Origin of the sequence: Serratia sp. root2 (assembly GCF_031931805.1) — a bacterium.
Classification (GTDB): domain Bacteria; phylum Pseudomonadota; class Gammaproteobacteria; order Enterobacterales; family Enterobacteriaceae; genus Serratia; species Serratia inhibens.
In genome coordinates this window covers 26,233-39,597 of sequence record NZ_JAUJXB010000001.1, presented here as the reverse complement: position 1 = coordinate 39,597, position 13,365 = coordinate 26,233, and the positions used below count along the sequence as shown (strand labels likewise).

At 56.3% G+C, this 13,365-nt stretch carries 13 protein-coding genes; 7 read left to right on the top strand and 6 right to left on the bottom strand.

All coding sequences use genetic code 11. The annotated features are described in order from the left end of the window. Positions 1-3: 3 nt before the first annotated feature. On the top strand, positions 4-480 hold the full coding sequence (locus QZQ97_RS00200) for a FlxA-like family protein (RefSeq protein ID WP_311991737.1): 477 nt from the start codon (positions 4-6) through the stop codon (positions 478-480). A gap of 1 nt (position 481) precedes the next feature. Here QZQ97_RS00200 and QZQ97_RS00195 read toward each other — a convergent pair whose 3' ends face one another. After that, positions 482-1,402: a LysR family transcriptional regulator gene (locus QZQ97_RS00195; RefSeq protein ID WP_311991736.1), complete on the bottom strand. Its 921-nt coding sequence runs from the start codon at positions 1,400-1,402 to the stop codon at positions 482-484. 94 nt (positions 1,403-1,496) lie between these two features. Here QZQ97_RS00195 and QZQ97_RS00190 point away from each other — a divergent pair, with 94 nt between their 5' ends. Further along, complete coding sequence (locus QZQ97_RS00190; RefSeq protein ID WP_311991735.1) at positions 1,497-2,498, top strand: bile acid:sodium symporter family protein; 1,002 nt, start codon at positions 1,497-1,499, stop codon at positions 2,496-2,498. Positions 2,499-2,523: 25 nt separating this feature from the next. On the opposite strand, the gene QZQ97_RS00185 is transcribed toward QZQ97_RS00190, so the two are convergent. The 3 genes from QZQ97_RS00185 to zipA form a co-directional block, all read right to left on the bottom strand. Continuing rightward, the gene (locus tag QZQ97_RS00185) at positions 2,524-2,739 is read right to left on the bottom strand and encodes a DUF3820 family protein (protein ID WP_199636125.1); all 216 of its coding nucleotides are present in this window, start codon (positions 2,737-2,739) and stop codon (positions 2,524-2,526) included. Beyond that, complete coding sequence (gene ligA, locus QZQ97_RS00180) at positions 2,739-4,760, bottom strand: NAD-dependent DNA ligase LigA (protein WP_311991734.1); 2,022 nt, start codon at positions 4,758-4,760, stop codon at positions 2,739-2,741. Before ligA ends, QZQ97_RS00185 begins: the two co-directional genes overlap by 1 nt. 78 nt (positions 4,761-4,838) lie before the next feature. Beyond that, positions 4,839-5,837 carry a cell division protein ZipA gene (gene zipA / locus QZQ97_RS00175; protein WP_311991733.1) on the bottom strand — a complete coding sequence of 333 codons (999 nt, stop codon included), beginning with the start codon at positions 5,835-5,837 and terminating at the stop codon, positions 4,839-4,841. A 221-nt stretch (positions 5,838-6,058) separates the two neighbouring features. Here zipA and cysZ point away from each other — a divergent pair, with 221 nt between their 5' ends. The 5 genes from cysZ (at position 6,059) to crr (ending at position 10,959) form a co-directional block, all read left to right on the top strand. Further along, the gene (gene cysZ / locus QZQ97_RS00170) at positions 6,059-6,820 is read left to right on the top strand and encodes a sulfate transporter CysZ (RefSeq protein ID WP_311991732.1); all 762 of its coding nucleotides are present in this window, start codon (positions 6,059-6,061) and stop codon (positions 6,818-6,820) included. Between the two features lie 183 nt (positions 6,821-7,003). Next, positions 7,004-7,972, top strand: coding sequence for a cysteine synthase A (gene cysK, locus QZQ97_RS00165; RefSeq protein ID WP_311991731.1), 969 nt, complete (start codon positions 7,004-7,006; stop codon positions 7,970-7,972). Positions 7,973-8,368: 396 nt separating this feature from the next. After that, positions 8,369-8,626, top strand: coding sequence for a phosphocarrier protein Hpr (gene ptsH, locus QZQ97_RS00160; protein ID WP_004947679.1), 258 nt, complete (start codon positions 8,369-8,371; stop codon positions 8,624-8,626). A 46-nt stretch (positions 8,627-8,672) separates the two neighbouring features. After that, the gene (ptsI, locus tag QZQ97_RS00155) at positions 8,673-10,400 is read left to right on the top strand and encodes a phosphoenolpyruvate-protein phosphotransferase PtsI (RefSeq protein ID WP_311991730.1); all 1,728 of its coding nucleotides are present in this window, start codon (positions 8,673-8,675) and stop codon (positions 10,398-10,400) included. Between the two features lie 49 nt (positions 10,401-10,449). Then, entirely contained in the window at positions 10,450-10,959 is a 510-nt protein-coding gene (gene crr / locus QZQ97_RS00150) for a PTS glucose transporter subunit IIA (RefSeq protein WP_004947686.1), read from the top strand. Positions 10,960-11,248: 289 nt separating this feature from the next. Here crr and QZQ97_RS00145 read toward each other — a convergent pair whose 3' ends face one another. Then, the gene (locus QZQ97_RS00145; protein ID WP_311991729.1) at positions 11,249-12,565 is read right to left on the bottom strand and encodes an ATP-binding protein; all 1,317 of its coding nucleotides are present in this window, start codon (positions 12,563-12,565) and stop codon (positions 11,249-11,251) included. Positions 12,566-12,570: 5 nt separating this feature from the next. Further along, on the bottom strand, positions 12,571-13,251 hold the full coding sequence (locus tag QZQ97_RS00140) for a response regulator transcription factor (RefSeq protein WP_311991728.1): 681 nt from the start codon (positions 13,249-13,251) through the stop codon (positions 12,571-12,573). Positions 13,252-13,365 lie beyond the last annotated feature (114 nt).

The window sequence follows — 13,365 nt, the reverse complement described above, 5'->3', positions numbered from 1 at the left end:
ATTATGTCCATCAGCATTACCATGGTCGTACCGGTAAAAAACACCGTACCCGGCGTCAGCAACGTCTTCAGCGCCCCCGGTAAACAGGGCCAGGTGCTGATGGCCAAGCCTGTCAATCAGCAGCCTGAAGGCGGTAAACCGAAAGGAACCGAAGGTGCCGGCGGCGGCGAACAGGTCAATGTCTCGGACAGCAGCGCCTCGGCACGCATCAAGGCGCTGAATAAACAAATTCAGGATCTGCAACAAAAACTGCTGGATCTCAAAGACTCCGGCGACGATCCCAAACAGATCGAAAAACAAAAGCAGTTGATCCAGGCGCAGATCAAAATGCTGCAAGCTGAAATCGAACGTATTCAGAAAGAAGAAATGGAAAAGCAACAGCAGGAGCAGATGGCGAAAGCCGCCTCCGGCAATCCCCCGGTCAAGGGCGACGGCGTCAATCGCCCCACCGCGCTGAATGCCGTGGATGTTTATATCTGACTCAATAACCCGCCTGTTGTCGGCGTTGCTGTTGCAGCAACGCCGCCTGCTGCCCAACGACCTGCCAAATTACCTCCGCCGCCGGCGTCAGCGAGCGGTTTTTACGCCGCACCAGCATCAGCGCACGATTAATTTCCGGTACCAACCGACACACTTTCAATTGCCCGCCTTCCGGCAGCGGTAACGCCAGCGCCGGGAAAATGCTGATGCCGATACCCGCCGCCACCATCGGAAACAGCGTCGCCGGGTGACCGATTTCCTGCACCACCGACGCTTCCACTCCCTGCTGGCGCAGGGCGCTGTCAATCAATGGTCGGCTGCCCGAAGCATAATCCTGCAACACCAAACGGCTGCCGTTCAGGGCCGACCAGTGCACCTCGGGTAGCGCGGCGAACGGGTGATCGCGGCGGCACAACAGCAGGAAGGGTTCATGCAGAATCGGCTCGCAGTCCAGATCCACCGCCTGGACCGGGTCCACCACGATGCCAAAATCCACTTCGGCATTACGGATGCTGTGCAACACCTGCTGTTGCGCCTGGTCACGCAGCATGATGCGAATATCCGGATACTGCTGTTCCCCGGCGGCGATGCATTGCGGCATCAAATGGGCCGAGATAGTCTGGCTGGACGCCACGCGCACCGTACCGCTGCGTTGCACGCCAAAGCTGCGTGCATCCAGCAGCGAGGTTTGCAGTTCATCCAGCAGGCGTTCAACGCGGTTGGCCAGCCGCTGCCCGGCGTCGGTCAACACCACTTCGCGCGTGGTACGGTCCAGCAGCCGCACGCCAATCTCCGCTTCCAGTTCTTTCACGCTGTGGCTGACCGCCGACTGGGTCAGGCCAATAGCCTCACCAGCCCGGCTGAAGCTGCGGTGCCGGGCAATGGCGACAAAAACTCTGAGCTGTTTGATGGAATAATTCATGTATTTTTTTCATATATAAATTAAATAAATCAATTTAATTATTATATCCCGCAGCGCCACAATAAGCGCATCATTTTTATTCGAGTACGCCACCATGAGATTCTTGCCCGATCGCTTTACCCTGACGCTGATCGCCACCGTCTTGCTGGCTTCTTTCCTGCCTGCGCGGGGCGAATTCGTCGGCTGGCTAAACGTGCTGACCATCGCCGCCATCGCCTTGCTGTTTTTTATGCACGGCGCCAAGCTGTCGCGCGAGGCCATTCTGGCCGGCAGCAACAACTGGCGGCTGCATCTGTGGGTGATGTTCAGCACCTTTATCATTTTTCCGGCACTCGGTGTGCTGTTTAAATGGTGGTCGCCGATCGACGTCAGCCCCGAGCTGTATTCCGGCTTTATCTACCTGTGCATTCTGCCCGCCACCGTGCAATCGGCCATCGCCTTTACCTCACTGGCGGGGGGCAACGTCGCCGCTGCGGTTTGCAGCGCGTCTGCCTCAAGCCTGCTGGGGATCTTCGTTTCACCGCTGTTGGTCGGGCTGCTGATGAACGTCCATGGTGAAACCGGCAACCTGCAACAGGTCGGCTCGATTGTGCTGCAACTGTTGGTGCCGTTCGTCGCCGGCCATTTGTCACGACCGCTGATCGGCAAGTGGATCGAACGCAACCGCAAGCTTATCGGCAAAACCGACCAGACTTCGATTCTGCTGGTGGTCTATGCCGCCTTCAGCGAGGCGGTTACGCACGGCATCTGGCATCAGGTAGGCATGGGTTCGCTGGTGTTTATCGTGGCGGGCAGCATCGTCCTGCTGACGATCGTGCTGGTGGTGAACACTTACATGGCGCGCTGGATGGGCTTTAGCAAAGCCGACGAAATTACCATCGTGTTCTGCGGCTCGAAAAAAAGCCTGGCGAACGGCATCCCGATGGCCAATATCCTGTTCCCGGCTTCAACCGTGGGGATTATGGTTTTGCCACTGATGGTGTTCCATCAGGTGCAATTGATGACCTGCGCCGTGTTGGCGAGACGTTATCAGAAGAAACAACAGGAAAAACAGGAAAAACAGGCGGTGCTTGACGCAGAGGCGTCGCGCGGATAAACGAAACGGGCTTTCGCCCGCCCGTTCAACCCTTTTTTAACGGCTTGACCAGGTGGTCAAGCCCTTCGATTTTAATCGCCAGCGTCATTTCCATCAGCATGCCGAGTTTGCCGTTGGGAAACTCGCCCTTGCGGGCGAACCACAGCAAGTACTCTTCAGGCAGGTCAATCAGCGCCCGCCCTTGATACTTGCCAAACGGCATCAGGGTGTTGGCGATCTCGATCAGATTCTCTTTTTCCATCAGACACCCAGCAGGCGGATCATTTCCGCTTCATCGATCACTGCAATGCCCAGTTCCTGCGCCTTCACCAGCTTGGAGCCGGCCGCTTCACCGGCAATCACCAGATCGGTCTTTTTCGAGACGCTGCCGCTGACCTTGGCGCCCAGCGCCGTCAGGCGATCTTTGGCCTCATCGCGTGAAAGTTGGCTCAGCGAACCGGTCAACACCACGGTTTTACCGGCGAACGGGCTGTCGATCTCTTCCGCCGCTATCACCACCACCTCCGGCCAATTGATGCCGATCTCGGCGCCAATCAGTTCGTCGATCACCTTCTGGTTCAGCTCTTCATCAAGGAAATGGCGCACATGTTTCGCGACTACCTCGCCGACGTCCGGCACTTTTTTCAACGTGTCGATATCGGCGGCATACAGTTTTTGCAGCTCGCCGAAGTACGCCGCCAGGTTTGCGGCCGTGGCCTCGCCCACTTCGCGGATGCCGAGCGCATACAGGAAACGGGCAAAGGTGGTCCGCTTGGATTTCTCCAGTGCGTTGACCAGGTTCTGCGCCGACTTCGGCCCCATGCGATCCAACCCGGTCAGAATACCTGCCGACAGGCGGAATAAATCGGCCGGATTCTTCACATACTCTTTTTCTACCAGTTGCTCGATGATCTTGTCGCCCATGCCGTCGACGTCCATCGCACGGCGGGAAACGAAGTGCTTCAGCGCTTCCTTACGCTGCGCGGCGCAGATCAGCCCACCGGTGCAACGCGTTACCGCCTCGCCCTCTACCCGCTCCACATCGGAACCGCACACCGGGCAATGCAGCGGGAACACTATTTCACGCGCGTCCGGCGGTCGGCGATCTTCAATCACTCCGACCACCTTCGGGATCACGTCACCGGCACGGCGCACGATCACCGTATCGCCGATGCGCAGGCCCAAACGTTCGATCTCGTCGGCGTTGTGCAGCGTGGCGTTACTGACAATCACGCCGGCAACCTGTACCGGCTCCAGCCGCGCCACCGGCGTTATCGCCCCGGTGCGCCCAACCTGGAATTCCACTTCGCGCACCACAGTAATTTGTTCCTGCGCCGGGAACTTGAATGCCGTCGCCCAACGCGGCGCGCGCGCCACAAAGCCAAGCGTTTCCTGCAGGTCGATATCATCGATTTTGATCACCACGCCGTCGATATCGAACCCGAGCTGCGCGCGGTCCTGCTCCACCTGGCGGTAGAAAGCCAATACTTCGTCGCTGCCGGTGCAGCGTTTGGCGCGATCGCTGACCGGCAACCCCCAGTCTTTGAACTGCGTCAGGCGCTGCCAGTGGCTGCGCGGCAGCTCACCGCCTTCCAGCAGCCCAACGCCGTAGCAGAAAAAGGTCAGCGGGCGTTTGGCGGTAATGCGCGGATCTAGCTGGCGGATAGAACCGGCGGCGGCGTTGCGTGGGTTGGCAAATATCTTGCCGTCCTTGCGACGCGCCTCTTCGTTCATCTGTTCAAAACCGGCCTGCGGCATGAACACTTCACCGCGTACTTCCAGTCGGCGCGGGATATTGTCTCCGCTGAGACGCAGCGGGATAGCGCGGATAGTGCGCACGTTGGAAGTAATATTCTCGCCGGTGGTGCCGTCGCCGCGCGTGGCCGCACGCACCAGTTCGCCGTCTTCATACAGCAGGCTGACCGCCAGGCCGTCCAGCTTCAGCTCGCAACAAAAGGTGAGCGGGTCGCTGCTCTTCAGGCGATCCTGCACGCGTTTGTAGAACGCCAGGAAGCTTTCTTCGTCGAATACGTTATCCAGCGACAGCATCGGCACTTCATGGCGCACCTGATCGAACGCCGCCAGCGGAGCAGCGCCAACGCGCTGGGTCGGTGAATCGGCGGTGATCAGCTCCGGGTGCGCGCTTTCCAGCTCGCGCAGTTCGCGCATCAGGCGATCGTATTCCGCATCCGGCACTTCCGGCGCATCAAGCACATGATATTGGTATTCATGATGGCGCAGTGAGGTTCGTAGTTGATTGATTTGTTGGATTATCGATTCCATGGCTCACCATCAAAGATAAAAAACCCCCGGCAAGCGGGGGCTTTGTTGTTACGGATGTTCAGTGCGCGTCGCTACCGGTCAGGCGTTGTTTTCCAACACTTCACGGATGCGCGCTTTGTAGGTTTCCAGCTTCTGTGGGGTCATCATGCGGCGCTCATCGTCCAGCACCACACCGCCCACGTCGTCGGCGATTCGCTGTGCCGACTGCAGCATCAGCTTGAAGTTCTGATTGGCGTCGCCATAAGACGGCACCATCATGAACATCGACACGCCCGGCGTGGAGAAATCGGACATCATGTCAGGATCAAAAGATCCCGGCTTGACCATATTCGCCAAGCTGAACAGCACAGGGCCACTGCCTGCCGGGCTGATATGGCGATGGAAAATTCCCATTGCGCCAAACTGGAAGCCCGCTTGCAGCACGCTCTGCAGCAGAACTTCGCCGCCGATCACGCCACCCTGATGTGCGGTAACATGCAGCACCAGTACGGTTTCTTTCAGTTTTGCCGGTTTAATGGCTGCCGGAGCAGGCTGAGGTTCCACCGCCGCTGGTTTCACTTCCGGCTGCGGCTGATGCGCAGGTTCGGCGCGGAACGCCGGCTCTGCTGCAGGCGCCACAGGCGGCAGATCGTCAACGCGCGGTTCACGGCGCGGCGCAGGCTGCTGCGGCTCGTCGTCTTTTTCGTCCTGCGCGTAGGTGTCCAGCAGGATGTCATCATAATCCGGCCGCTGAGACAGCGGTGGCGGAGACTGATGAGCAGCCGGTTGAACGGCACGTGGCGTTGGCTCGGCCGCCGGAGCAGGCTTGGGCGCAACCACGGGTTCTTCGCGTGCGGCATCAAAATGATCAAAAGACGGCTCATCGTGCGGGTTAGCGGCGCGTACACGCACCTCTCCCACGCCTTCATCGAGATCGTCGATCGGGGATTGTTCACGTTCTTTTTTAGAACGCTTGGCTGGGCGATCGCGGAAAAGCGATGAGCGTTCTTTGCGACTGGTCCACAGACCGTGCAATAACAACGCTATTATGGCGATCGCGCCAACAACGATTAATATCAGACGCAAATCCTGCATCATTGCTATCTCTGTTGTTCCAATACATTGCCACCGCGGCAAACATTCACTCTTTAACTCTATTTGCCCGAGCACACAAGTGCAAGTCCGTGCTGAACTTTATGCCAATAAAGATGATTATACTGCCTTTTTTTGCTGTTTTTTCAGCCAATGCCACCCTAGCCAGCAGAAAATCATCCCGATATGATAGCGATGCCTGTTCAGACAAAGAGATAACTTAAGATATGTCCTATACGCAGTCAGCTTCTCACTCCACCAGCGGCTTTCATTATTTTGCCGAAGGTTGGCGCCTGATTTCGCGCCCGGGGATTAAACGCTACGTCGTCCTGCCGTTGCTGGTCAACGTGCTGCTGATGGGCTCCGCTTTCTGGTGGCTGTTCAGCCGGCTCGGCGATTGGATCCCCGGCATGATGAGCCATGTGCCTAACTGGCTGCAGTGGCTGAGCTATTTGTTGTGGCCGCTGGCGGTCGTTTCCGTCCTGCTGGTATTCAGCTATTTGTTCAGCACCATCACCAACCTGATTGCCGCGCCGTTCTGCGGCCTGCTGGCCGAACATCTGGAGGGCAGCCTGACCGGCAAGCCGCTGCCGGACACCGGCATCTTCGGCATTGTGAAAGACCTGCCGCGCATCATGGCGCGTGAATGGCGCAAGCTGGCGTACTACCTGCCGCGTGCGCTGCTGTTGTTGATACTCTATTTCATTCCGGGGATTGGCCAAACGGTGGCGCCGGTATTGTGGTTTCTGTTCAGCGCCTGGATGCTGGCGATCCAGTATTGCGACTACCCGTTCGATAACCATAAGGTGAGCTTTGCCGATATGCGCCGTGCGCTGCGTCAGCATAAAACCGATAACCTGCAGTTTGGCGCAATGGTCAGCCTGTTCACCATGATCCCCATCCTTAATCTGGTGATCTTGCCGGTCGCGGTTTGCGGTGCCACAGCCATGTGGGTTGACCGTTATCGCACGCAATTCGTTCGTTCCTGAGCCGTTTCACTCCCCGCATTACGATTAATTCTTCGACAGGGCGCGCAATTTGCGCCCTTATCGTTGTGCTTAAAACTTATTTCCTAATAACATATCGATATACCAATTCTTTACTTCCCTGCCGGTACTGTTAGCGTATGCTTTCGATGTTCCCCACATTTTCATAGAGTTAAAGGACGGGCTATGAGCAAGATATATGAAGACAACTCATTAACGATCGGCCATACGCCGCTGGTTCGTCTGAACCGTATCGGCAACGGACGCATTTTGGCCAAGGTTGAATCACGCAACCCAAGCTTCAGCGTTAAATGCCGCATCGGTGCCAATATGATTTGGGACGCAGAAAAACGCGGCATCCTGGTCGCCGGCAAAGAACTGGTGGAACCGACCAGCGGCAACACCGGCATCGCTCTGGCCTTCGTCGCCGCCGCACGCGGCTATAAACTGACGCTGACCATGCCGGAAACCATGAGCATCGAACGCCGCAAGCTGCTTAAAGCGCTGGGCGCCAATCTGGTGCTGACCGAAGGCGCAAAAGGCATGAAAGGCGCCATCGCCAAGGCGGAAGAAATTGTCGCCACCGATCCGGATCGTTACCTCATATTGCAGCAGTTCAGCAACCCGGCTAACCCGGCCATTCACGAGAAAACCACCGGCCCGGAAATCTGGGAAGACACCGATGGCGAGGTCGACGTTTTCATCTCCGGCGTCGGTACCGGCGGTACGCTGACCGGCGTCAGCCGCTATATCAAAAACACCAAAGGCAAAGCGATTACCACCGTGGCGGTAGAACCTACCGATTCTCCGGTGATCACGCAGGCGTTGGCCGGTGAAGAAATCAAACCAGGCCCGCACAAGATTCAGGGCATCGGCGCCGGTTTTATCCCCGGTAACCTGGATCTCGATCTGGTGGACCGTGTAGAACAGATCACCAACGATGAAGCCATTAGCATGGCGCGCCGTCTGATGGACGAAGAAGGCATTTTGGCGGGTATTTCCTCCGGTGCGGCCGTGGCGGCGGCGGTGAAAATCGCAGAAGAAGCCGACTTCGCCGACAAAACCATCGTTGTGATTCTGCCCTCCTCCGGGGAACGCTATCTGAGCACCGCGCTGTTTGCCGATTTGTTCACCGAGCAAGAATTGCAACAGTAGTGCCACCTGTGCACAAATAGCTAAAAAAGCACCTTGCGGGGTGCTTTTTTGTGGACTGGATCAAAGTTTATAGCAGTTGAAGATTGATTTTACCCGCCAGCTTTAGTATTTAACGGTGCATTATTTCGATGCGCAAAATTAATCACCCTCCATCCCTTGTTTAAGCTGAATCGATTTACTCATTTGTCGCAGCGGCGTTAAACACGGCATAATGGAGAGCTGATTGAAACGACGGCAGAAGCCAAATTTTTTTGATCTGAAGGGCCAAATTCGTCGTTTTCTGTTGCATCAATGCTCGCCCCTGTACCATAGTCAGGCGCTAACCAGACAAGCTAAAGTCATACCCTTGGGCTAAACTTTAGCTCCACAACACACCAATAAGTTGGGGAAACATCAATGTTCCAGCAAGAAGTTACTATTACCGCTCCGAATGGTCTGCACACTCGCCCTGCCGCTCAGTTCGTTAAAGAAGCCAAAGGCTTCACATCTGACATCACCGTGACTTCCAACGGTAAAAGCGCCAGCGCCAAGAGCCTGTTCAAACTGCAAACTCTGGGGCTGACCCAAGGGACCGTAGTGACCATCTCTGCTGAAGGTGAAGACGACCAGAAAGCCGTTGAGCACTTGGTAAAACTGATGGCAGAGCTTGAGTAATCGGCCCGTCTTTTTAGTTAACACCAGTCAAGAGTAAGGTAGGGTTATGATTTCAGGCATTTTAGTATCACCGGGTATCGCTTTTGGTAAGGCTCTCCTACTGAAAGAAGATGAAATTGTCATCAACCGGAAGAAAATCTCTGCAGACCATGTAGAGCAGGAAGTCTCGCGTTTTCTGGCTGGCCGCGCCAAAGCGTCCGAACAGCTGGAAGCGATCAAGACCAAAGCTGGCGAAACCTTCGGCGAAGAAAAAGAAGCTATCTTCGAAGGCCACATCATGCTGCTGGAAGACGAAGAGCTTGAGCAGGAAATCATAGCCCTAATCAAAGACGATCTGGCTTCCGCCGACGCGGCAGCCTACACCATCATCGAAGGCCAGGCGAAAGCGCTGGAAGAGCTGGACGATGAATACCTGAAAGAACGTGCGGCCGACGTACGCGATATCGGTAAGCGCCTGCTGCAGAACATACTGGGCTTGGCTATCGTCGATCTGAGCTCCATCCAGGACGAAGTCATTCTGGTTGCTACCGATTTGACCCCGTCTGAGACCGCGCAGCTGAACCTGGACAAAGTGCTGGGCTTCATCACCGATCTCGGCGGCCGTACTTCGCATACCTCCATCATGGCGCGCTCCCTGGAACTGCCGGCAATCGTAGGCACCAGCGACGTAACCAAGCAGGTGAAGAACGACGATTACCTGATTCTGGACGCGGTTAACAATAAAATTTACGTTAACCCAACTGCTGACGTTATCGATCAGCTGAAAGCCGCACAGAACCAGTACGTTACCGAGAAAAACGATCTGGCCAAGCTGAAAGATCTGCCGGCGATTACGCTGGACGGTCATCAGGTTGAAGTCTGCGCCAACATCGGCACCGTGCGCGACGTCGCAGGTGCAGAGCGCAACGGCGCTGAAGGTGTCGGCCTGTATCGTACAGAATTCCTGTTCATGGACCGCGACTCGCTGCCAACCGAAGACGAGCAATTCCAGGCCTATAAAGCCGTTGCTGAAGCCGTCGGCGCACAGGCCGTGATCGTACGTACCATGGACATCGGCGGCGACAAAGACCTGCCGTACATGAACCTGCCGAAAGAAGAGAACCCGTTCCTCGGATGGCGCGCCATCCGCATCGCCATGGACCGCAGAGAAATCCTGCACGCCCAGCTGCGCGCCATTTTGCGTGCCTCCGCGTTCGGCAAACTGCGCATCATGTTCCCGATGATCATTTCCGTCGAAGAAGTGCGCGATCTGAAAGGCGAACTCGAGACGCTGAAAGCGCAGCTGCGTGAAGAAGGCAAGGCGTTTGACGAAACAATCGAAGTAGGCGTAATGGTGGAAACACCGGCTGCGGCGGTGATTGCTCACCATCTGGCGAAAGAAGTCGACTTCTTTAGTATTGGGACAAACGATCTAACCCAGTATACTCTGGCGGTAGATCGCGGCAACGAGCTGATTTCTCATCTCTATAACCCGATGTCCCCATCAGTGCTTGGCCTGATCAAACAGGTCATTGACGCATCTCACGCAGAAGGCAAGTGGACCGGCATGTGCGGTGAACTGGCTGGCGATGAGCGTGCTACACTGTTGTTATTGGGCATGGGGCTGGATGAGTTCAGCATGAGTGCGATTTCAATCCCGCGCATCAAGAAAATTATTCGTAATACGAATTTCGAAGATGTGAAGGCGTTGGCAGCGCAAGCCTTGGCACAGCCAACGGCGCAAGATCTGATGAATTGCGTGAATAAATTCATCGAAGAAAAAACGCTCTGCTAAACTTCCACGACACTGGAACGCCGCCCAATTTAATGCTTAGGAGAAGATCATGGGTTTGTTCGATAAACTGAAATCTCTGGTTTCTGATGACAAGAAAGACACGGGCACTATCGAGATCGTTGCTCCACTTTCTGGCGAAATCGTTAATATCGAAGATGTACCTGACGTAGTTTTCGCTGAAAAAATCGTTGGCGACGGTATTGCCATCAAACCGACAGGCAACAAAATGGTTGCCCCGGTCGACGGTACTATCGGTAAAATTTTCGAAACCAATCATGCTTTCTCTATCGAATCCGACAGCGGCATCGAGCTGTTTGTCCACTTCGGTATCGACACCGTTGAACTGAAAGGCGAAGGCTTCAAACGCATCGCCGAAGAAGGCCAGCGCGTCAAGAAAGGCGACGTGGTTATCGAGTTCAACCTGGCACTGCTGGAAGAGAAAGCCAAGTCTATCCTGACGCCGGTTGTTATCTCCAACATGGACGAGATCAAAGAACTGATCAAACTGTCCGGCACCGTGATCGTTGGTGAAACCCCGATCATCCGCATCAAGAAGTAATTGCGAATGTGCAAGACAAACGGCGCCCAGTGCGCCGTTTTTTTATCCCCTTCGTCTTTCAAACTGCAGCGTTGTTGGCCGCTCCTAGTTACGTAGCCCATCCTTGGGCCACGCCCCTATCGGGGCCGCAGCAAGCTGCAATTCAAAATCCTTTGGGTATACCGCTGGTAATAGACGTTATCGGCGCAGGCAGTTTGAACATGGACAGCGCACAGCCCTCGGAGCGTACACGCAGTACGTGACGAGGGTGAGCACTGCCCTAGTTCAAAATGGCAAGTAAGATAGTCTATTACCCCCAGCGCGGTATCCGGAGGGTAATGATTAGCCCCTCTTGATCGCCGTTACGCGCATCAACCTGACCACCATGCGCCAGCACCACCTTGCGGGTGATCGCCAACCCCAGCCCGTAACCCTTGCCCGACATTGCCGATTTCACCCGGACGAACGGATCAAAAATGCTGGAGAGCTTTGACTCTTCCACTCCCGGCCCCTGATCGCTCACTTCGATCTGAAACAGTTGGTCGATACGCGTCAGCACTACCGTCACCCGCTGCCCGTAGCTGGAGAAACGCAACGCGTTGCGCACGATGTTATCCACGGCGCGCCGCATCAGCTCGGCATTGCCCTTCACGGTGTACTCCACGTCCGAACTGGCCCGCAGCACAATCTCGACGCCAGGGACCTGCGCTTCGTAGCGCGCGTCGTTCACCACCGCATCCACCAGCCCGTAAAGATCGAAATACTCCTCGTCCGGCAGGTTATTGCTCTCGGCGCGCGACAGCGCCAGCAACTCGCCAATCATTTTATCCAGCCGCCCCGCTTCGTGCTGTATGCGCTGCAACGAGTTCTCGACGTTGCCGTCATTCTGCCGGGCCAGACCAATGGCTAGTTGCAACCGGGCAAGCGGTGAACGCAATTCATGCGAAACATCGTGCAGTAACTGCTCACGAGCGCTGACCAGCAGTTCCAGCCTTTCGGCCATGGTATCGAAATCGCGCGCCACTTCAGAAAGTTCATCGTGACGCCGGCGCATCGCCGGGAACAACCGCACGGACAAATCCCCCTGCGCTACGCGATCAAAACCGGCACTCAACTTGCGCATTGGCCGGGTCAGATTCCACGCCAGCACGGCGCTGAACAACAGCCCACCCAGCCCGCCTACCCACAGCATCGGCGCCGGAATATTGAAGAAATGCGAACGCTTGTTGGGGCGATATTGTTCGCGCAGAGTGCGCACGTCATAATTCAACAGGTAGCCGCTGTTGTCCCCCGTTTGCACCCATGCGGAGATATTTTCCGGCATGCGGCGAACCTCGAAAGGCCCCTCCGCAGGCGCAGGCGGATGCGCCATCGGGGTTACCGACAAAAAGCGACGGTCATCGTCCGACCAATCTTTCATCATGGTTTCCAGGGCAGGTACGCCGCCGCTGCGCAGCAAAGTGCCGGCCGTTGCCAACTGCAGATTGATCAGCCGCCGGGTCATGGCGTTTTCCGGTGGCTCATAGCGATCGCCGTACAGGGAAAAAGCGACCCACAGCGCCTGGGTCATAATGATAAACGTGAGCCAGAAACCCAGCAGGATTTTCCAGAATAGTCTTCCGCGCATGGGCATTACCTGATGCGATAGCCGATGCTGCGCACCGTTTCGATGCTGAGCGCATTGTCGGTCAGCGCGCCCAGCTTCTGGCGGATGTTGCTGATATGAACGTCAACGCTACGGTCATAGGCCTCACGCGGGCGCCCCAACCCTTTTTCTGACAGCTCGTCCTTGGACACCACGCGCTCCGGCGCGCGCAACAGCAGCTCCAGCAGATTGAACTCCGAAGCGGTCAGATCAAACGCCTTGCCGCGCCATTCGCTGCTGCGGGTGGACGGGTTAAGCGTCAGCTCACCGAAGCTGATGGCAATCTCGTCGTCCACCTCATCCGGGCGTTCGTCGAAGCGACGCAACACCGCACGCAGACGCGCCACCAGTTCACGCGGATAGCACGGCTTGGGCATGTAGTCGTCGGCGCCCATTTCCAGGCCGATGACCCGATCGATATTGTCGCCTTTGGCCGTCAGCATGATGATCGGCATACGGCTTTTTTTACGCACGTCGCGCAGCACATCAATGCCGCTCATGTCCGGCAGCATGATGTCGAGGATCATCGCGGTATACTCGCCCGAAAGCGCACCTTCCACCCCCGCCCTGCCGGTCAGCACGAGCGTGGCGTTAAACCCTTCGCCGGTCAGGTATTCGCTCAGCATGGTGCCAAGCTCCAGGTCATCATCGACCAATAAAATTTTCATGCCTTGCTCCTTCGCGGATTTTCGCCATTTTCACGCCTATTAGCCTGCTTCGCAGCCTGTTTTACTCAATCCTTACACATTCCTGAACGCCACTTAACCGCAGCCCGGCCAGCG